General features: G+C 69.2%; 19 protein-coding genes. 13 read left to right on the top strand and 6 right to left on the bottom strand.

What is annotated here, in order from left to right:
* The first annotated feature begins 13 nt into the window (after positions 1-13).
* Entirely contained in the window at positions 14-1,156 is a 1,143-nt protein-coding gene (gene sucC / locus U5K29_13700; protein ID MDZ7679590.1) for an ADP-forming succinate--CoA ligase subunit beta, read from the top strand.
* An 11-nt stretch (positions 1,157-1,167) separates the two neighbouring features.
* Complete coding sequence (gene sucD, locus U5K29_13695; GenBank protein MDZ7679589.1) at positions 1,168-2,064, top strand: succinate--CoA ligase subunit alpha; 897 nt, start codon at positions 1,168-1,170, stop codon at positions 2,062-2,064.
* Positions 2,065-2,121: 57 nt separating this feature from the next.
* On the opposite strand, the gene U5K29_13690 is transcribed toward sucD, so the two are convergent.
* Together U5K29_13690 and U5K29_13685 are read right to left on the bottom strand one after the other, a co-directional pair.
* Positions 2,122-2,838 carry an alpha/beta hydrolase gene (locus tag U5K29_13690; protein MDZ7679588.1) on the bottom strand — a complete coding sequence of 239 codons (717 nt, stop codon included), beginning with the start codon at positions 2,836-2,838 and terminating at the stop codon, positions 2,122-2,124.
* A 104-nt stretch (positions 2,839-2,942) separates the two neighbouring features.
* Positions 2,943-3,422 carry a hypothetical protein gene (locus U5K29_13685; GenBank protein MDZ7679587.1) on the bottom strand — a complete coding sequence of 160 codons (480 nt, stop codon included), beginning with the start codon at positions 3,420-3,422 and terminating at the stop codon, positions 2,943-2,945.
* Positions 3,423-3,497: 75 nt separating this feature from the next.
* Here U5K29_13685 and purN point away from each other — a divergent pair, with 75 nt between their 5' ends.
* The 5 genes from purN to metF all read left to right on the top strand — a co-directional run bounded on the left by purN (position 3,498) and on the right by metF (position 8,150).
* Complete coding sequence (purN, locus tag U5K29_13680) at positions 3,498-4,112, top strand: phosphoribosylglycinamide formyltransferase (GenBank protein ID MDZ7679586.1); 615 nt, start codon at positions 3,498-3,500, stop codon at positions 4,110-4,112.
* Complete coding sequence (gene purH / locus U5K29_13675; protein MDZ7679585.1) at positions 4,109-5,647, top strand: bifunctional phosphoribosylaminoimidazolecarboxamide formyltransferase/IMP cyclohydrolase; 1,539 nt, start codon at positions 4,109-4,111, stop codon at positions 5,645-5,647. Before purN ends, purH begins: the two co-directional genes overlap by 4 nt.
* A 74-nt stretch (positions 5,648-5,721) precedes the next feature.
* Positions 5,722-6,387: an RDD family protein gene (locus U5K29_13670; protein ID MDZ7679584.1), complete on the top strand. Its 666-nt coding sequence runs from the start codon at positions 5,722-5,724 to the stop codon at positions 6,385-6,387.
* Positions 6,388-6,421: 34 nt separating this feature from the next.
* On the top strand, positions 6,422-7,285 hold the full coding sequence (locus U5K29_13665; GenBank protein ID MDZ7679583.1) for a tetrahydrofolate dehydrogenase/cyclohydrolase catalytic domain-containing protein: 864 nt from the start codon (positions 6,422-6,424) through the stop codon (positions 7,283-7,285).
* 10 nt (positions 7,286-7,295) lie between these two features.
* Positions 7,296-8,150 (top strand): methylenetetrahydrofolate reductase [NAD(P)H], encoded by an 855-nt coding sequence (gene metF / locus U5K29_13660; GenBank protein MDZ7679582.1) that lies wholly within the window; start codon positions 7,296-7,298, stop codon positions 8,148-8,150.
* Here metF and U5K29_13655 read toward each other — a convergent pair.
* Positions 8,098-9,387 (bottom strand): NADP-dependent isocitrate dehydrogenase, encoded by a 1,290-nt coding sequence (locus U5K29_13655; GenBank protein MDZ7679581.1) that lies wholly within the window; start codon positions 9,385-9,387, stop codon positions 8,098-8,100. The two genes, metF and U5K29_13655, sit on opposite strands and share 53 nt — an antisense overlap.
* A gap of 193 nt (positions 9,388-9,580) precedes the next feature.
* Between U5K29_13655 and U5K29_13650 the strand changes: the two genes are divergently transcribed.
* From U5K29_13650 to U5K29_13635, 4 genes are all read left to right on the top strand, one after another.
* Positions 9,581-10,999: an aldehyde dehydrogenase family protein gene (locus U5K29_13650; GenBank protein MDZ7679580.1), complete on the top strand. Its 1,419-nt coding sequence runs from the start codon at positions 9,581-9,583 to the stop codon at positions 10,997-10,999.
* Between the two features lie 140 nt (positions 11,000-11,139).
* A complete protein-coding gene (locus tag U5K29_13645; protein MDZ7679579.1) occupies positions 11,140-12,918 on the top strand; it encodes an ABC transporter ATP-binding protein in 1,779 nt (592 codons plus the stop codon).
* Positions 12,915-14,804 (top strand): ABC transporter ATP-binding protein, encoded by a 1,890-nt coding sequence (locus U5K29_13640; protein MDZ7679578.1) that lies wholly within the window; start codon positions 12,915-12,917, stop codon positions 14,802-14,804. The genes U5K29_13645 and U5K29_13640 overlap by 4 nt, the downstream gene beginning before the upstream one ends.
* Positions 14,805-14,891: 87 nt before the next feature.
* Entirely contained in the window at positions 14,892-15,878 is a 987-nt protein-coding gene (locus U5K29_13635) for a malate dehydrogenase (GenBank protein MDZ7679577.1), read from the top strand.
* Between the two features lie 16 nt (positions 15,879-15,894).
* On the opposite strand, the gene U5K29_13630 is transcribed toward U5K29_13635, so the two are convergent.
* From U5K29_13630 to U5K29_13620, 3 genes are all read right to left on the bottom strand, one after another.
* On the bottom strand, positions 15,895-16,260 hold the full coding sequence (locus U5K29_13630; protein MDZ7679576.1) for a CD225/dispanin family protein: 366 nt from the start codon (positions 16,258-16,260) through the stop codon (positions 15,895-15,897).
* Between the two features lie 106 nt (positions 16,261-16,366).
* Positions 16,367-17,203, bottom strand: coding sequence for a DNA-formamidopyrimidine glycosylase family protein (locus tag U5K29_13625; GenBank protein MDZ7679575.1), 837 nt, complete (start codon positions 17,201-17,203; stop codon positions 16,367-16,369).
* Between the two features lie 3 nt (positions 17,204-17,206).
* Complete coding sequence (locus tag U5K29_13620) at positions 17,207-17,596, bottom strand: SCP2 sterol-binding domain-containing protein (GenBank protein ID MDZ7679574.1); 390 nt, start codon at positions 17,594-17,596, stop codon at positions 17,207-17,209.
* Positions 17,597-17,696: 100 nt separating this feature from the next.
* On the opposite strand from U5K29_13620, the gene U5K29_13615 reads away from it, so the two are divergent.
* Positions 17,697-18,575, top strand: coding sequence for an oxygenase MpaB family protein (locus U5K29_13615; GenBank protein ID MDZ7679573.1), 879 nt, complete (start codon positions 17,697-17,699; stop codon positions 18,573-18,575).
* Positions 18,572-19,312 carry a hypothetical protein gene (locus U5K29_13610; protein MDZ7679572.1) on the top strand — a complete coding sequence of 247 codons (741 nt, stop codon included), beginning with the start codon at positions 18,572-18,574 and terminating at the stop codon, positions 19,310-19,312. Before U5K29_13615 ends, U5K29_13610 begins: the two co-directional genes overlap by 4 nt.
* Positions 19,313-19,320: the final 8 nt, after the last annotated feature.

Genomic DNA, 19,320 nt, shown 5'->3' with positions numbered 1-19,320 from the left:
AGGCAGGCACCGAGTGGATCTCTTCGAATACCAAGGCAAGCAGTTCTTCGCATCGTTCGACATCCCCGTATCCGCCGGCGACGCGGTCACCACCGTCGACGATGCGGTCGCCGTCGCCGACCGTATCGGCTACCCCGTGGTGGTCAAGGCGCAGGTCCAGGTGGGCGGTCGTGGCAAGGCCGGCGGCATCAAGCTGGCCGACAACGCCGACGAGGTCCGCACCCACGCCGGGAACATCCTCGGCATGGACATCAAGGGCCACACCGTCGAGATCCTGTGGGTCGAGGTCGCGTCCGACATCGCCGAGGAGTACTACGCCAGCTTCACCCTCGACCGCTCGGCCAAGAAGCACCTCGGCATGCTCTCGGCCGAAGGCGGTGTCGAGATCGAGACGGTCGCCGAGGAGAATCCCGACGCCATCGCCAAGGTCTGGGTCGATCCCGTCGACGGCCTCACCGAGGAAGCCGCCCGCGAGTGGGTCGCCGCCGCCAACCTCAACCCCGCCGCCACCGAGGGCGCGGTCGACATCCTCCAGAAGCTCTATGTGGCCTACACCGAGGGCGACGCCGACCTGGTCGAGATCAACCCACTGATCCTCACCCCCGACGACCGGGTGCACGCCCTCGATTCCAAGGTCACCCTCGACGGCAACTCGGTGTTCCGCCACCCCGACTACGAGAAGTACGACTCGACCCAGGTTCGCGACGAGCGCGAGACCGAGGCCCACGCCAAGGGTCTGCAGTACGTCGGCCTCGACGGCTTCGTGGGCGTGATCGCCAACGGTGCCGGCCTGGCCATGTCCACCGTCGACATCGTCAACCAGGTGGGGGGCAAGCCGGCCAACTTCCTCGACATCGGCGGCGGCGCCAACGCCGATGTCATGGCGGGGGCGCTCGAGGTCATCACCAACGATCCGAACGTCAAAGCCATCTTCATCAACATCTTCGGCGGCATCACCAAGGGTGAGGAGGTTGCCAACGGCATCGTCACCGCTATGGGGCGGGTCGACATCGACGTCCCCATCGTCGTGCGCCTCGACGGCACCAACGCCGACGAGGGCCGGGCGATCCTCGAGCCGCACCTGAGCGACGCCCTGATGATGGAACCGACCATGGTCGCCGCAGCCGAGAAGGCTGTCGGGCTGGCCACGAGCTGAGAGGACGACCAATGAGCATCTTCGTCGACGAGAACACCAAGGTCGTCTACCAGGGCCTCACCGGGAGCCAGGGCCGGTTCTATGGCCTGCTCAACCGCGAGTACGGCACGCCGGTGGTGGCCGGGACCAACCCCAAGAAGGCCGGCACCGACGTGGACGGCATCCCTGTCTTCGCCACCGTGGCCGACGCCGTGGCCGAGACCGGCGCCACCGCGTCGTGCATCTTCATCCCCGCCCCGGGAGTGAAGGACGCGGTGATGGAGGCCGCCGAGGGTGGCATCGAGTTCATCGTGGCCATCACCGAAGGAGTGCCCGCCCACGACGAGGCGTGGTTCTACAACAAGCTCCGCCGCGACTTCCCCAAGGTTCGGGTCCTCGGCCCCAACTGCCCCGGCATCATCAGCCCCGGCAAGGCCAACATCGGCATCACCGCCGGCCACATCGCCAAGGTCCCCGAGCCCGGTGAGCACGCGGTCGGCATCGTGAGCCGGTCGGGCACCCTCACCTACCAGGCGCTGTACGAGCTCAAGCTCAACGACATCGGCGTGTCCACCTGTGTCGGCATCGGCGGCGACCCGGTCCCCGGGGTGTCGTTCATCGACTGCCTCGAGGCATTCGAAGCCGACCCGCAGACCAAGGCCGTGATGATGATCGGCGAGATCGGTGGTTCGGCCGAAGAGGAGGCCGCCGAGTTCATCAAGGACAAGATGACCAAGCCGGTCGTCTCCTACGTCGCGGGGGTGACCGCCCCTGCCGGCAAGAAGATGGGCCACGCGGGCGCCATCGTGTCGGGCGGCAAGGGCACCGCGGCGGCCAAGATGGAGGCCCTGAGCGAGGCCGGCGCCAAGGTGGGCAACAACCCCACCGAGGCCGGCAACCTCATGGTCGAGGTCGTCCGCAGCCTCTGATCCACATCGCTCCGCGACGGCCGATGCCTCACGGTTCGGCGCGGCGCATCGATCCGTTCAGCCCAGGTCGAGGCTGTCGAGAAACTCGACGATGGCCTGGTTGACCGGCTCGGGATGGGTGAGGTTCGAGGCGTGGGAGCCACCCTCGATCGGCACGAAGGTGGTCGGGCCTCTGAGCCCGTCGCGCAACGCCTCGGCCTTCTCGATGGGGATGGCCGCATCGGCGGTGCCGTGGATGAGAAGGGTCGGGCAGGTGATCTCACCGATGCGATCGGTGATGTCGTCGCGGTCCATGAGGCATCGGTAGGTGTGGGCGAAGGACTCGCGGGGCAGTGCCGCCCACTTGGCGTACCAGTCGTGCCACTCGCCTTCGCCGAGGATGATGCTGGCTACGGCCTCTTGCACCGGTTCGGGGCCCTGGCTCATCCACACGTCGTGGAGGGTGTCGTAGCTCTCCATGTTCGCGGGGTCCTCGACTCCTGCCTGGCTGTCGATGAGCACGAGGGCCTGGACTCGCTCGGGAGCGGTGAGTGCAGCGCGCAGCGACAGGAACCCGCCTTGGGACATTCCGCCGAGCACCGCTTGGTCGATGCCCAGCTCGTCGAGGATGCCCAGCGCGTCGGCGGCTGAGTCCCAGTAGGTGAACGGGCCGCTGACCGGGGTGTCCCCGAACCCGCGCTGATCGAAGGTGATCACCCGGTAGCGGTCGCGAAGGGCCTCGACCTGGGGGTCGAACATGGTGTGGTCCATCAAGAAGCCGTGGGCGAGCAGCACCGGCAGCCCATCGCCGCCGTGGTCCTGAACGGCGACGCGAAACGGCCCCCGCCGAAGCGGGGGCCGAGTGCGTGGCTTGGTGGTGATCCGCCGTGTCGGCTGGTCTAGAAGGAGCTGGGAGGAGTGGAGCCTGCCGAGGCGCCTTCCTGCTTGATGAGGAATCCTCCGTAGGTCATGCCGGCGGCGAGGATGATGTTCACCCAGGCACCCCAGCCGAGGAAGTCTGTGTCGGTGATGAGCTTGAGCAACAGGAGTGCGAGAACCGCGATCGTGGCGTAGAACTTGGCGTCGTTCCACGGGATCGGCAGGTCGGGCAGGTCGACGTTGCCCAGCTTCTCGGCCAGCACCACGCCGACGACGGCGATGGTGAGCAACAAGGCGATGATCGCCCAGAACGTGTTGTTCGTCGAGAGAGCACTGAAGCTCTCGCTGAACGGACCGGCGCTGACGCTGTGCCACGGGAAGAACAGCAAGCCGATGATCAGGACGATGCCTGTGCCTCCGACGATCTTGTCACCCATGGTCAATTTGTTGAGATCCACCCGTGCCTCCAGATGTACGGCGAAGTCGTAGTTAGTGGCCACGCTAGACCACCGAGCGTGTACGCGCGGCGATCCTCGTCGAGAAGATGGTGACCAGCAGCCTGGACGCTACACGGTGTGGGCGGTTACACGCTCGGACAGCGGTTGCACACCCAGATGCTACGGTCCGTCGCTGTGCGCGTCGCGGTGCTGGCTTCAGGAAGCGGAACCCTGCTCGAGGCCATCCTCGCCGCCGGCATCGACGTCGATCTCGTCGTCGCCGACCGTCGCTGCCGAGCTCTGCAGGTCGCCGAGGACGCCGGCGTTCCCGCGGTGCTCGTCGAGCGGACCGAGTGGGGCAAGGCGTTCGACCGGGATGCCTACACCGACCGGGTCGTCGCCACACTGCGTGACCACGACATCGACCTGGTGGTCATGGCGGGCTTCGGCACGGTCATGCCCAAGGCCCCGGCCGCGTTTGCTGACCGGATGCTGAACACCCATCCCGCTCTGCTGCCCGCGTTCAAGGGATGGCACGCGGTCCGTGACGCGCTGGCGGCGGGCGTCAAGGTCACCGGTTGCACCGTGCACCTCGCCACCGCCGAGGTCGACGAGGGCCCGATCCTCGCCCAGGAGGCGGTCCCGGTCGAGCCCGACGACACCGAAGACACGCTCCACGAACGCATCAAGGCGGTCGAACGGCGGCTCTATCCCGACACCATCAGACGAGTCATCGAAGGAACCTTGCCATGACAGCCCCCCGCGCCCTGCTGTCCGTCTACGACAAGACCGGAGTGGTCGACCTGGCCCGAGGGTTGACCGACCTGGGCTGGGAGCTGGTGTCGAGCGGTGGCACCGCCCGGGCCCTCACCGAGGCCGGGTTGGCGGTCACCCCGGTCGAGGAGGTCACCGGGTCGCCCGAGATGCTCTCTGACCGGGTCAAGACCTTGCACCCCAAGATCCATGGCGGCCTCCTGGCCGATCTCGACCTTCCCGAGCACCAGGCCGACCTCGAGGCCCAGGGCATCGCGCCGTTCGGTCTGCTGGTCTCCAACCTCTATCCCTTCCGCTCCGATCCCTCGATCCAGCTGATCGACATCGGCGGGCCCGCCATGGTCCGGGCCGCGGCCAAGAACCACGCGCACGTGGGAGTCGTCACCGACCCGTCGGACTATGACGTGGTCCTCGACGAGCTGCGCGAGCGGGGCCATCTCGGCGTCGGCACGCGTCGCCGCCTGGCTCGTGCCGCGTTCGCCCACACCGCGGCCTACGACGCGGCCATCGTCGGCTGGTTCGACGAGACCGACGCCCGTCTCGCAGCCGATGCCGGCGACGCGCCGTCGCTTCCGCCGACCGTGCATCTCGCCGTCGAACGGGTCCAGGAGCTGCGCTACGGCGAGAACCCGCACCAGATCGGTGCTCGCTATCGCAGCGTCGGCACCACGAGCTGGTGGGACGACGTCGAACAGCACAGCGGTCTGCCCTTGTCCTATCTCAACCTGTACGACGCGGCTGCGGCCTGGAACCTGGTCCACGACCTCGGCTCACACCCCGCGGTGGCGATCATCAAGCACGCCAATCCCTGCGGCGTCGCGGTCGCCGACTCGCTGGCCACCGCCTACCAGCGCGCCTTCGAGTGCGACGAGCGGTCGGCGTTCGGCGGGATCGTCGCCCTCAACCAGGTCGTCGACACCGCCACCGTCGAGTCGATGGTGGCCGCGGCCCAGGCCGACGTGGTGATCGCCCCCGGGTACGAGGACGGGGTGCTCGACGCGCTCCGCAAGAAGCGGAAGAACACCCGGCTGCTCACCGCTCCCGAGCCCACCGGCGACACGCTCGAGCTGCGCCAGATCTCGGGCGGATGGCTCGTCCAGGACGCCCACCACTTCGCCCGCCACCGCGGCGACTGGCAGGTCGTCACCAAGGTCGAACCGACCGACGAGCAGTGGGCCGACGCCGAGTTGGCCTGGCGGCTGTGCGGCCACGTGAAGTCCAACGCCATCGTCCTGGTCGAGGACGGCGCGGCGTGGGGCATCGGAGCCGGCCAGCAGAACCGGGTCGAATCCGGCGAGATCGCGGCCAAGAAGGCCGATGGGCGGGCCACCGGCGGCGCGTGCGCGAGCGACGCGTTCTACCCCTTTCCCGACGGGATCGACACCGCGGCGTCGGCGGGGGTGGCAGTGGTCATCCAACCCGGTGGCGGGATGCGCGACGATCAGATCGTCGCCCGGGCCGACGAGCTCGGACTGGCCATGGTGTTCACTGGGGAGCGGCACTTCCTGCACTGACCGGTGAAACCACGACATGGTTCCGGCGTCCTGGAACCCAGACACTTCCCCGCCAGCATCCGAAGGAGTCCAACATGAGCGACGGGTGGCACGACGATCCGCTGGGTCGTTATCCCAAGCGCTACTACGACGGCACGCAGTGGACCCACCACGTGGCCGACCACGCCGGTGCGACACAGGTCGACCCCTACGGTATCCAGCCCTCACCGGGAGGCATGCCCAGCGCACCGCCGGTCAGTCAGATGCCGCCCCAACAGGGCGCCTCCGGGTTCAGTGCGCTCCCCGGCAACCCCATCCTGCGCTTCATCGCCCGCCTGATCGACGCGCTCATCATCGGGTTGCCCCTGGTTCTCCTCCTCGAGGCCGTCGGCATCGGCGGGTTCGACTTCGACTTCAGCGAGGAGGCGGCCGCCGACGCCAACCAGTTCCCCGTCGCGGCGCTGATCATCCAGGTCGCCGTCTTCGCCGCCTACGAGATCTACATGATCGGCACCTTCGGGCGCACGATCGGAAAGATGGTGTGTGGCCTGACCGTGGTGCGCCGCAAGGATGCTGCGCTCCCCGGGTACGGGGTGGCGACCGTTCGCTACATCGCAGGGATCATCTACGCCGTCCCGATCATCGGCTGGGTCCTCTTCATCGTCACCGTGGTGATGGGGTTCTCCGATGCGCTCCGCCAGACCATCCACGACAAGATCGCCACCACCGTGGTGGCCAAGAGCTCCAGCCTCAAGTCGTGACCACGGGCGCGGCTCGGGCCGCGATACTGGGCAGGTGACTGCACAGAAGCTCGACGGACAAGCACTGGCCGACCAGATCCTCGCCGACCTGGAGGCCAGGGTGAGGACCCTGGCCTCCGAGGGAATCACGCCCGGGCTGGGCACGATCCTCGTCGGCGACGACGGCCCCAGCGCCAACTACGTCGCCATGAAGCACCGCGACTGCGAGAGCATCGGCATCGCGTCGTTCCACCGGCACCTGCCGGCCGAGGCCACCCAGGCCGAGGTCGAGGCGGTGGTCGACGAGTTCAACGCCGACGACGCCATCCACGCCTACCTGCAGCAGTACCCGTACCCGGCCGGGCTCGACTACGAGTCGGCGGTGCTGCGCATGGATCCGCTCAAGGATGCCGACGGCCTGCACCCGGTCAACCTCGGCAAGCTGGTCATGGGCACCCAGGGGCCACGTCCCTGCACACCGGTCGGCATCGTCGAGCTGCTGGCGGCCAACGGCATCGGCCTCAAGGGCCAGCACGTGGTGATCGTCGGTCGAGGACTCACCATCGGCCGTCCCCTGGCGAACCTGCTCACCCTCAAGGAGCCGAGGCTCAACGCCGCGGTCACCGTGGTCCACACCGGAGTCGCCGACCTCGGCCACCACACCCGCCAAGCCGATGTGCTGGTCGCCGCCGCCGGTTCCCCGGGGTTGATCACCGCTGACATGGTGCGTCCCGGCGCCGTGGTGGTGGCCGCAGGGGTCAGCTTCCAGGGGAAGAAGCTCGTCTCCGATGTGGCCGACGAGGTGGCCGAGGTGGCCTCGTGGCTGTCGCCCCGCATCGGCGGCGTCGGCCCCATGACCCGCGCCATCCTGCTGCGCAACTGCGTCGAGGCGGCCGAACGCCGGGCTGCCAGCGCGTAGCCTCTCGTCGATGGCATACATACGCGACCTGCTGGCGGCGGATCGAACCGTGTCGTTCGAGTTCTTCCCGCCCAAGACCGACGAGGCCGAACGTCAGCTCGAGAAGGCGATCCGCGAGCTTCAACCGCTCGAGCCGTCGTTCGTGTCGGTGACCTACGGCGCCGGTGGCTCCACCCGTGAACGCACCCGCGACATCGTGCTCGGCATCGAAGCCGAGACTCCTCTCACCGCCATGGCCCATCTGACCTGCATCGGCCACGATCGGGCCGAGGTCGTCGAGCTGCTCGCCGAGTACCAGGACGGAGGGGTGCACAACATCTTGGCCCTGGCCGGTGATCCACCCACCGATGGGTCCGACCCCGTCGGCGACTTCCGGTACGCGGTCGAGCTCGTGGAGCTGGTGCGCGAGTCGGGTGACTTCTCGGTCGGGGTCGCCGCCCACCCCGAGGGCCATCCCCGTTCGTCCGACATGGCCTCGGACCGACGTCACCTGGCGGCCAAGCTCGACGTCGCCGACTTCGCCATCACCCAGTTCTTCTTCCGCGCCGAGGACCACCTGCGCATGATCGACGAGCTGGCGGCGTTGGGATGCACCACCCCGGTGATCCCCGGGATCATGCCGGTCACCAACGCCCGCCAGGTTCAGCGCTTCGCCGAGCTGTCGGGCGCCGAGTTCCCCGTCGATCTCGCCGAGCGACTCGAAGCCGTGGCCGACGACCCGGCCACCGTTCGGGCGATCGGGGTCGAGGTGGCGACCGAGCTGTGCCAGCGCCTCCTCGACGAGGGCGTTCCCGGCCTGCACTTCTACACGCTCAACCGCTCGACCGCGACCCGCGAGATCGCCGCCAACCTCGGGCTCGGCTGAGCCGGGCGGGGGGTCTGTTGGTCAGCCGAGTCGGGTCTTGAGCCCCTGGTCGAGGGCGTCCATGAAGTCCTCGGTGGTGAGCCAGTCCTGGTCGCCGCCGACGAGCAGGGCCAGGTCCTTGGTCATCTTGCCGCTCTCGACGGTGTCGATGACGACCCGCTCGAGGGTCTCGGCGAACTGGACGACCTCGGGGGTCTCGTCGACCGTGCCGCGGTGGATGAGGCCCACGCGTCCAGGCGAAGATCGACGCGATGGGGTTGGTGGAGGTGGGGTTGCCCTTCTGGTGCTCGCGGTAGTGACGGGTGACGGTGCCGTGGGCGGCCTCGGCCTCGACGGTCTGGCCGTCGGGGGTCATCAGCACCGAGGTCATGAGCCCGAGCGACCCGAAGCCCTGGGCGACGGTGTCGGACTGCACGTCGCCGTCGTAGTTCTTGCAGGCCCACACGTAGCCGCCCTCCCACTTCATGGCCGCGGCGACCATGTCGTCGATGAGGCGGTGCTCGTAGGTGAGGCCCGCAGCGTCGAACTGCTCTTTGAACTCGGCGTCGAACACCTCCTGGAACAGGTCCTTGAACCGGCCGTCGTAGGCCTTGAGGATCGTGTTCTTGGTGGACATGTAGACCGGGTAGTTGCGGCTGAGGCCGTAGCGGAAGCTGGCCCGGGCGAAGTCCCGGATGGACTCGTCGAGGTTGTACATGCCCATGGCGACCCCGGCGTCGGGGAAGTCGAAGACCTTGAACTCCATGGGTTCGCCACCGTCGGCGGGGGTGAAGGTCATGGTCAGGGTGCCGGCGCCGGGAACCGTGAAGTCGGTGGCCCGGTACTGGTCGCCGAAGGCGTGACGGCCGATGATGATGGGCTGTGTCCACCCGGGTACGTAGCGGGGGATGTTGGACATGATGATCGGCTCGCGGAACACCACGCCGCCCAAGATGTTGCGGATGGTGCCGTTGGGCGACCGCCACATGTGCTTGAGGCCGAACTCCTCGACGCGGGCCTCGTCGGGGGTGATGGTGGCGCACTTGACGCCCACACCGTGTTCGGCGATGGCGTTGGCGGCGTCGACGGTGACCTGGTCGTCGGTGGCGTCGCGGTGCTCGATGCTCAGGTCGAAGTACCTCAGGTCGACATCGAGGTAGGGCAGGATCAGCTTGTCCTTGATCATCTGCCAGATGATGCGGGTCATCTCGTCGCCGTCGATCTCGACGACGGGGTTGGCCACCTTGATCTTCGCCATGTTCTCGGGTCCTCGCGTGCGGTGTTCGGGGGATGGACGGGTACCCGCCGGAGGTTAGTACAAGTTCAAGACAAGTGGCCATGCCGCGCCCGTCGTCCGAGCGGACCGTACGCTGTACGGTCCGGTGGGCGATCGGCGCAGGCACCGGCTACGGTGGAACGCCACCGACAGTTGCCGACCAGGGGGCCATCACATGCGCAGCTACGACAAGATCTACATCGACGGTGCCTGGGTGGCGCCACAGGGGACCGGTTCCACCGACGTCATCAACGCCTCCACCGAAGAGGTGATGGGTCGCATCGCCACCGGCAACGAGGCCGACGTCGACACCGCCGTCGCCGCCGCCCGCCGGGCCTTCGAGACCTGGTCGGCCCAGCCGGTCGACGAGCGCCTCAAGTACGTCCAGCGCCTCGCCGAGGAGCTCACCGCCCGCACCGACGAGATCGCCGAGACCGTGTCGGGCGAGGTCGGCATGCCGATCAACTTCGCCAAGATGATCCAGGCCGGCCTGCCCGCCTCCACCACCGCCAGCGTCGTCGAGACGGCCAAGAACTTCGAGTGGGAGGAGCAGATCAACAACTCCCTCGTCGTGCGCGAACCCATCGGCGTCGTCGGATGCATCACTCCGTGGAACTACCCGTTGCACCAGACCATGGCCAAGGTGGCCCCTGCCATCGCTGCCGGGTGCACCGTGGTGCACAAGCCCAGCGAGGTCGCACCGCTCAGCGCCTTCCTGCTGGCCCAGATCTTCGACGACATCGGCCTGCCCCCAGGTGTGTTCAACCTCGTCGCCGGGCCCGGCCGGGTCGTGGGCGAGGCCATCTCGGGTCACCCCGACATCGACATGGTGTCCTTCACCGGGTCCACCACCGCGGGAGCCCGCGTGGCCAAGGGCGGGGCCGACACCATCAAGCGGGTCCACCTCGAGCTGGGCGGCAAGTCGGCCAACATCATCCTCGACGACGCCGACCTCGAGCTGGTGGTGCCCAAGGGCGTGTTCGCCTGCTTCTTGAACTCGGGCCAGACCTGCACCGCCCTCACCCGCATGCTGGTGCCCAACGACAAGATGGACGAGGTCGCCCAGATCGCCGGTGCGGCGGTGGCGAACTTCCCGCTCGGTCCCGCCGACTCCGAGTCCGCCATGCTCGGCCCGCTGGCCTCCAAGGCCCAGCAGGACACCGTCCGGGACTACATCCGCAAGGGCATCGAGGAAGGCGCGACCTTGGTGGTCGGCGGTCCCGACATCCCCGAGGGCTTCGACAAGGGCTACTTCGTGCAGCCCACGGTCTTCGCCGACGTCACCAACGACATGACCATCGCCCAGGAGGAGATCTTCGGGCCGGTGCTGTCCATCATCGGCTACGACGACGAGGACGAAGCCGTCGCCATCGCCAACGACTCCATCTACGGGCTCGCCGGTGGCGTGTCCTCGGCCGACCCCGAACGGGCCAAGCGGGTCGCGCTGCGCATGCGCACCGGCCAGGTCGACGTCAACGGTGGAAGCTTCAACGTCGTCGCCCCCTTCGGTGGCTACAAACAGTCCGGCATCGGCCGCGAGCTCGGCAAGTACGGCTTCGAGGAGTTCCTCGAGGTCAAGTCGCTCCAGCTCTGAGCCACCGACCCGCCCAGCGCCGAGCGCGGGCCGCCCTCGTGGGCGGCCCGTCGCGCGCCGGGTACCGAATCTCGATGGGCGCAGGTGACGAACCTTCGTAGCCTTGCTGCCTGCGGGGCGAACAGAGTCCCTGGGGAGCCATGAACGTCGATCACGAACCCACCTCGGTGCTGCGGCGTGGAGCGCGTCTGCTCGCCCGCTACGTCCGCATGCACCCGCGCCCGTTCGGCGTCGCTCTCATCGGCGCCGTGATCTTCTCGGGGGCGCTCGTCGGTGGCACCAGGGTGCTGGGATGGGTCACCGACGACCTCATCGTCCCCGCCGTCCGCGACGGGGAGGTCGGCTTCTCGACGGTGATGGCCGCGGTGGGCGCGGTGGTCGCCATGGCGATGCTGCGGTCCCTCGGTGTGGTGATCCGCCGCTACTTCGCGGCGATGACCACCTACCGGACCCAGGCATCGCTACGTCGGCAGGTGACCGACACCTACCTCGACGTCCCGCTGGCCTACCACCTCGATCATCCGACCGGCGAGTTGCTGGCCCACGCCGACGCCGACGTCGAGGCCGCCACCGAGGTGTTGGTGCCGCTGCCCTTCACCACCGGGGTCCTGGTGCTCATCGCCTTCTCGGTCGCGTCCCTGGCGCTGATCGATCCGTTGATCATGGGCATCGGCCTGCTCGTGTTCCCCATGCTGACCATCCTCAACCGCGTGTACACCGCGCGGGTCGAGCAGCCCTCGGCCATGGTCCAGCACCGCATCGGCGAGGTCTCCAACGTCGCCCACGAGAGCTTCGACGGCGCACTGGTGGTCAAGACCCTCGGCCGCGAGGACGCCGAGATCGAACGCATGGCCGAGGCCTCCGACCGCCTGCGCGAGGCGCGCATCGACGTCGGGCGGCTGCGGGCGGTGTTCGAGCCGAGCATCGACGCCATCCCCGCGGTGGGCACCGTGGCCCTGCTCGTCGCCGGGGCGTGGCGCCTCGCCGACGGGGCGATCAGCCCCGGCGACCTCGTCGCGGCCATGGCGTTGTTCGGAGTGCTGGCCTTCCCCATGCGAGTCATGGGCTTCTTCCTCGAGGAGCTGCCCCGGTCGGTGGTGTCGCTCGAGCGGATCGACGGGGTGCTGGCCGCCCGCGCCGACCTCGACGAACACCCGGGGGGCACCGCCCCACTCCCCGACACCCCACTCGCGGTCGACGTCGAGCACCTCACCTTCACCTACCCCGGCGTCGCCGACCAGCCCGCCCTCGACGATGTCAGCGTGCACGTCGACCCGGGCGAGATCGTGGCCCTCGTCGGAGCGACGGGTGGTGGCAAGAGCACCTTCTGTCAGCTGCTGGTCCATCTCGTCGAACCCGACCGTGGGACGATCCGGCTCGGCGGGATCGACCTCGCCGATGCCGACCCCGGCGCGCTCCGCGACGCGGTGGCCATCGTGTTCCAGGAGTCGTTCCTGTTCGCCGAGTCGATCACCGCCAACATCGCCATGTCGACCGACGCCGGCGACGACGAGGTGCTCGAGGCCGCACGCATCGCCCAGGCCGACGGGTTCGTCGCCGAGATGCCCCAGGGCTTCGACACGGTGGTGGGCGAACGTGGGGTGAGCCTGTCGGGCGGCCAGCGCCAGCGGGTCGCCCTGGCCCGTGCCCTGGTGCGCCGCCCCCGGCTCCTCGTGCTCGACGACGCCACCTCGGCGGTCGATCCGGTGGTCGAGGCCCGCATCCTCGACGGTCTGCGTGACGCGCTCGGAACCACCACGGTCGTGGTGGCCCACCGCATCTCCACCATCGAGCTGGCCGATCGGGTCATCTACCTCGACGGCGGACGGGTCGTGGCCACCGGCACTCACGCCCAGCTGCTCGACCATCCCGGCTACGAACGGCTGGTGAGCGCCTACGAGGACGAGGCCATGCGATGACCGCCGACGGCCACCACCACCCTCAGCACCTGGCGCTGGAGCACCACCTTCCACACGAGGAGGCACCCGACCCGCTGGGTCCGGACCCCTTCGTCGCCGACGACGGCGACACCGATCTCGGAGCCGACGGTGCCATCGGGGTGCTGCGGCGCGGGCTGGCGGCGAGCCCCGAGCTGAAGGTCGGCATCGCCTTCACCATCGCCATGGCCATCGCCACCGCCGTCGGCCGCCTGGCCATCCCCGTGCTGATCCAGCAGATCCTCGACCGAGGGGTGATGGGCCCCGACGGGTACCGACCCGAGTTCGTCCTGCGGGCCTCGGCCATCGCCCTGGTGGTCATCGTGGCGGTGTGGTGGTCGAGCCGCTACACCTACCTTCGGCTCCTCACGGCGGCCGAGGCCACGCTGAGAGGGCTCCGTGTGCGCGCCTTCGCCCACATCCACGCCCTGTCGGTCGCCGACCACAACGACACCAAACGGGGGATCCTTGTCTCCCGGGTCACCAGCGACATCGAGACGATCGCCCGTTTCGCCCAGTGGGGCGCGGTCGCCTGGGTGGTCAACACCACCGTCATCATCGCCACCCTGGTGGTGCTCGCGGTGTACGCCTGGCAGCTCGCGGTCGTGGTGCTCGTCGCCTTCGTGCCGTTGGTCGCCATCCTCCGCAACCTCCAACGCCGCCAGCTCGCTGCCTACGACCAGCTCCGCACCCGGGTCGCCGACCTGCTCACCGAGATCTCCGAGGCGATCATGGGCGCCGATGTGGTGCGGGCCTATGGCATCGAGGAGCGCACCCGCGGCCGACTCCACGTCGCCATCGACGCCGCCTACCGGGCCCGCATGCTCGCCGCCCGCTACTTCGCGCTCATCTTCCCCACCGGCGACCTGTTCGGTGCCGTGGCCATCGGCCTCGTGGCCGGCATCGGCGCCTGGTACAGCGGGGCCTGGGAGCTCGACACCGGTGCCCTCGTCGCCTGCGTGTTCCTCGTGAGCCTGTTGCAGAACCCGATCTCGGAGCTGGGCGAGGTGCTCGACCAGACCCAGACCGCGCTGGCCGGGTGGCGCAAGGTGCTCGATCTGTTGGACACCCCCGTCGAGATCCCCGAGCGCCACGACGGTCCCGATCTCGGGTTCGACGCCATCGAGGTGCGGACCGAAGGCCTCGAGTTCGCCTACCGCACCGGCGGCCGGGTGTTGCACGGCGTCGACGTCACCATCCCCGCCGGCACCAACGTGGCCATCGTCGGCGAGACCGGTTCGGGCAAGACCACCTTCGCCAAGCTGCTCGCCCGCCTCGCGGACCCCACCGCGGGGGCGATCTACCTCGATGGCATCGACCTGCGCGACATCCGCCCCTCGGCCCGCCGTCGGGCGGTGCGCATGGTGCCCCAGGACGGGTTCTTGTTCGACACGACCGTGCGCGAGAACGTCCGGTTCGGCCACGAGGGCGCCACCGACGCCGACATCGACCTCGCCTTCGAGCACCTGGGACTCGATTGGTGGGTCGACCGCTTGCCGAACGGGCTCGACACCGGGGTGGGAGAACGGGGAGAGAACCTCTCGGTCGGGGAACGCCAGCTGGTGGCCCTGGCCCGGGCCCAGCTCGCCGACCCCGGGCTGCTGGTCCTCGACGAGGCCACCAGCTCGGTCGACCCCGAGACCGAACGGGCCCTGTCCTCGGCGCTTCACACCCTGGCCGAGGACCGCACCATGGTCAGCATCGCCCACCGGCTCTCCACCGCCGAAGCCGCCGACCTGGTGCTGGTGTTCGACCAGGGCCAGGTCGTCGAGGTGGGCTCCCACGACGAGCTGGTCGCCGCCGGCGGCATCTACGCCGGCCTCTACACCAGCTGGATCGGCAACACCCGCCGCGGTTCGGCGGCCTGAGCCGCCTCTGGCCAGTTACAGCGCGGAGGGGTCGCGCACTAGATTCGGCGGGTACCCCCCACGAAATCTTCCGAGGAGCGCCAGACGATGAAGGATCCCGTACGCGTCGCAGTGACCGGAGGTGCCGGCCAGATCGGCTACAGCCTCCTCTTTCGCATCGCCAGCGGTCAGATGCTCGGCGAGGATCAGCCCGTCATCCTCCAGCTCCTCGAGATCACGCCGGCGCTCGACGCCTTGAAGGGCGTGGCCATGGAGCTCGACGACTGCGCCTTCCCGCTGCTGGCCGGCATCGTCCAGACCGATGACGCCAACCAGGCCTTCGACGGGGTCGAGTACGCGCTCCTCGTCGGTTCCCGTCCCCGTTCGAAGGGCATGGAGCGCAAGGACCTGCTCGAGGCCAACGGTGCCATCTTCACCGGCCAGGGCAAGGCGCTGTCGGACAACGCCGCCGACGGGGTGAAGGTCCTGGTGGTCGGCAACCCGGCCAACACCAACTGCCTCATCGCCATGAACAACGCGCCCAACATCGCCGGTGCGCAGTTCACCGCCATGACCCGCCTCGACCACAACCGGGCCAAGGCCCAGCTCGCCGCCAAGGTCGGTGCCCCGGTCACCGCGGTCACCAACATGACCATCTGGGGCAACCACTCGGCCACCCAGTACCCCGACATCTTCCATGCCGAGGTCAACGCCAAGAACGCCGCCGAGCTGGTCGACGACCAGAACTGGCTCGAGAACGAGTTCATCCCCACCGTCCAGCAGCGCGGTGCCGCCATCATCGAGGCGCGGGGCCTCTCCAGTGCGGCATCGGCGGCCAACGCCGCCATCGACCACGTGCGCGACTGGGTGGCGGGCACCCCCGACGGCGACTGGGTCTCGATGGCCATCCCCTCCGACGGCTCCTACGGCGTCTCCGAGGGGCTGATCTCGTCGTTCCCCGTGACCTGTTCGGGAGGCACCTACGAGATCGTCCAGGGCCTCGACATCGACGACTTCTCGCGGGGCCGCATCGATGCCACCGTCGCCGAGCTGGGCGACGAGCGCGACACCGTCGCCGACCTCGGCCTGCTGTAGCGCCTCGACCCAGGGGTCACCCGGGGCTGGACGCGGCGTACGCCATCAGGACCAGGCCGACGAAGGCCCAGCTGAGCCCCATGATGACGAACGAGATCATCGACCACCTCCGAGCTTCGTGCGACCGCCTGCGCGCCTCGTCGCCCCGGCCGTTCTCCCACGCCGAATCGACCTGGGCCGCGTGCACCATGGCGGCGATGCCCGTTGGCCAGAACACGAGTAGGGCGCCCACCGCCAGGCCCATGTAGCTCGGAGGGCGATCGCCGGCTGCTGCTGCTGCTGGTGGTGGTGGTGGTGGCGGCGGCGACTGGTGTTGCTGGTGGGCACCCCAGCCGGGGATCGGAGGAGGTGGCGGTGGAGGTGGTGGAGGGTCATGTGACATCGGAATCCGCCTTCCGGCTTGAGAGTTGCTGAAACAGCATGACAATACCTCGAAGGTGGTCCCGCGTCCACCGGCCGGCCCCACCGGCGGGCGGGCCGCACCCGCGCTACTTGAGGAACTTGCTGGTGGTGTTGTCCGCCAGCACCTTGCCCCCGGTCTGGCAGGTTGGGCAGTAGGCGATCGTGTAGGCGCGGTACTCGACCGCACGGACCTCGTCGCCGCAGACCGGACAGGGCTCGCCCACCTGGTTGTGGACCGTACCGGGCCGATCGGCGGCACCGACCATCTCGTCCCGGGCCCGCTCGAACTCGAGGGACTCGGCGATGACCTCGCCGATGGCCCGGTGCAGGCGGTCGACCTCGTCGCCGGACAGCTTGGAGGTGGTGGCGAAGGGCGACAGCCGGGCTCGGTGGCAGATCTCGTTGGCGAGCCGCCGGCCGACCCCGGCCACCAGGTGCTGGTCGCGCAGGAACCCGTGCACCCGCATGGAGGTGTCGGTGAGCAGCGCGGCGAGCTCGGCGCGATCGAGCTCGTCAGCCTCGGGACCCAGGTCGTCGAGGGGAGCCTGGGTGAGCGGCTCGCCTTCGACCACCCACACTCCGGCCTTGCGCTCGGTGCCGGGTTCGGTCAGCAGCAGGGCGCGGCCGTCGTCGAAGCGCCACCGAGCGATGCCGTTGCGGGGTTTGGCCGACTGCTTGAGGTCGGGCCGCAACCGGCCGCCCTGCATGGGGTGGACGACGAAGGTGAGGTGGGCGAACCGCAGCAGCAACAGCTTGCCGCGGCGACCGATCTCGTCCAGCGCCGACCCGACGGCGGAGGCCGGGTCCGGTGCGTAGGTGCGCAGCACCGTGAACGACAACGGCTCGAACCTCGACAGCGTGGCCCCGGCAAGCTCGGAGGTGAGGCGTTCGGCGTGGGCCTGGACCTCGGGGAGCTCGGGCATCGCTCAGAACTCGGTGACGGCCCGCAGTGCGGCGAAGACGTCGTCGATTCCCGCGAACTGCCCGTGGCGGGCGATGAGCTGGTCGATCTGGCCACCGACGCGAAGACGTCCGGCCATGAACGCCGCCTGGGCGCTCCCTTCGCCCGCGGCGAGGGCAGTGGCGGTGTCGTGGTCATGGGAGAAGGTGACCGTGGGTGCTTCGGCAGGCCCGGATCGCACTCGGGCCGGGCCTGATGACAGGTGCAGGTGGAACGTCACCTCACCGCGGCCGGGAACCCCGGAGACGGTGTGCTGAACGACCAGCTCGTCGTCACCGTCGAGCACCAGCTCGGGCAGGGCACGGGCCCGATCGTCGAGCTCAGCGATCCACTCGTCGGACAGGAACCTGGGCACCGGCTCATCGTAGAGGTCTCGCTAGTCTCGATCGATCGGCACCGACGTCCCCGACCCACCCGACCGGTCCCATCCACCCGAGCGGCCGTAGGCTGTCCCCATGGCTGCGACCGTCGGTGACCCATTCGCCGCGGTTCGCACCCGGATGGCCGACTCGATCCGGCTGCTGGTGGGCGGTGGTGAGGCGGCGCCCGAGCGCAGCACCCCGGCGTCACCAGGGTTGTTCGCCCCTGACTCGGTCACCTGGGTGGTGCACGGCGATCCGGCCATGTTCGTCGGTGGGCTCCGTGCCCTGCTCCTGCAGACCCTGCACCCCCTGGCGATGGCGGGTGTGGCCGATCACTCCGACTACCGCAGCGACCCGTGGGGACGTCTGCGACGCACCGGCCGGTTCATCGGCGTCACCACCTACGGCACCGAGGAGGAGGCGCGGGCGATGATCGACCGGGTGCGGCGCATCCACGGCCGGGTCCACGGCACCGCCCCCGACGGTCGCCGCTACGAGGCGAACGACCCGCACCTGCTGGCCTGGGTGCACGTCACCGAGGTCGACAGCTTCCTCGCCGCCTACCAGCGCTACGGGCGCGGCGAGCCGCTCACTGCCGACGAGATGGACCGCTACCTCTCCGAGATGGCCGTCGTCGCCAAGCTGCTCGGCGCTGCGCCGGTGCCGGAGTCGCGCGACGAACTGCGGCAGTGGCTCGAGCAGATCCGCCCCGAGCTGGTCGTGGGCCACCAGGCCCGCGACGCGGTCCGGTTCTTGCTCGCGCCGCCGGTCGCCCTCGCCGCCCGTCCCGTCTACGGGGTCATCGGTGCTGCCGCCATCGCGCTGCTCCCGCCGTGGGCGCGCCGCAAGCTCTGGTTGCCGGTCGCGCCGATGGTCGATCCGTTGCTGGTGCGCCCCGCCGCCCGTGCGCTGTTGGCCGGGCTCGACTGGGCCTTGGCGCCCGGACGCCCGACCGAGCAGCCCGCCGCATGACCTTCACCGCCGACCACGAACATTCGCAGCGGGCGGGCCGATCGTCGGCCTGGACCGAGACGTGGGAGTTCCGGGTGGTGTCGCCCGAGCTCGACCTGGGCGCAGCGGTGGCTGTCGTGCGACGGCCCGCCGAGTCGAAGGTGAGCTACTGGGCCACGGTGTGCGGTCGGGCCCGTCCCACGGTCGTGGTGCTCGAACACGACATCGGCCATCCCCGGCGAGGCCTCGAGCTGCGGGCCAGCGGGATCTGGGCCGACCACGTGTGCGAGTCGCCCCACGCCCGCTGGAGCGTGGGGCTGGAGGCCTTCGGGCTCGCACTCGAAGGGCCCGACGAGCTGGTCGCCACCGGGCGGGGCCTGCCCACGCCGTTGGGCTTCGATCTCGAGTGGGAGATGTCGGCGGCTCCGTCGGCAGTTGAGTCGCCGGTCGACGACGGCTACATCGCGGTCGGGTCGGGTCACGGTGAGGTGCTCGTCGGTGACGCCGTCCTCGAGATCGAGGGGCCCGGACAACGGTTGCACCGCTGGGGGACCGGCCCAAGCTTCGCGGAGTGGTGGGCTGCGGGTGACACGGCGGGGTTCGGCACTGCGCCGTGGACCGTCGCCGAGGTCGCCGAGGTGAGCGTGGCCGACCCGACCGGGGCGGTGGTCGAGCTGCGGCTCGGTCATCTGCTCGACCACGAGGGGCCGGGTGCCGCGGCGTGGACCTCATCGGTCCGGGCTGCTCCCAGCCTCTGATGCGGGCC

Source organism: Acidimicrobiales bacterium, assembly GCA_034521975.1.
Taxonomy (GTDB): domain Bacteria; phylum Actinomycetota; class Acidimicrobiia; order Acidimicrobiales; family SKKL01; genus SKKL01.
Note: the sequence above shows the minus strand (reverse complement) of the source record. Positions and strands in the feature narration are given on the sequence as shown.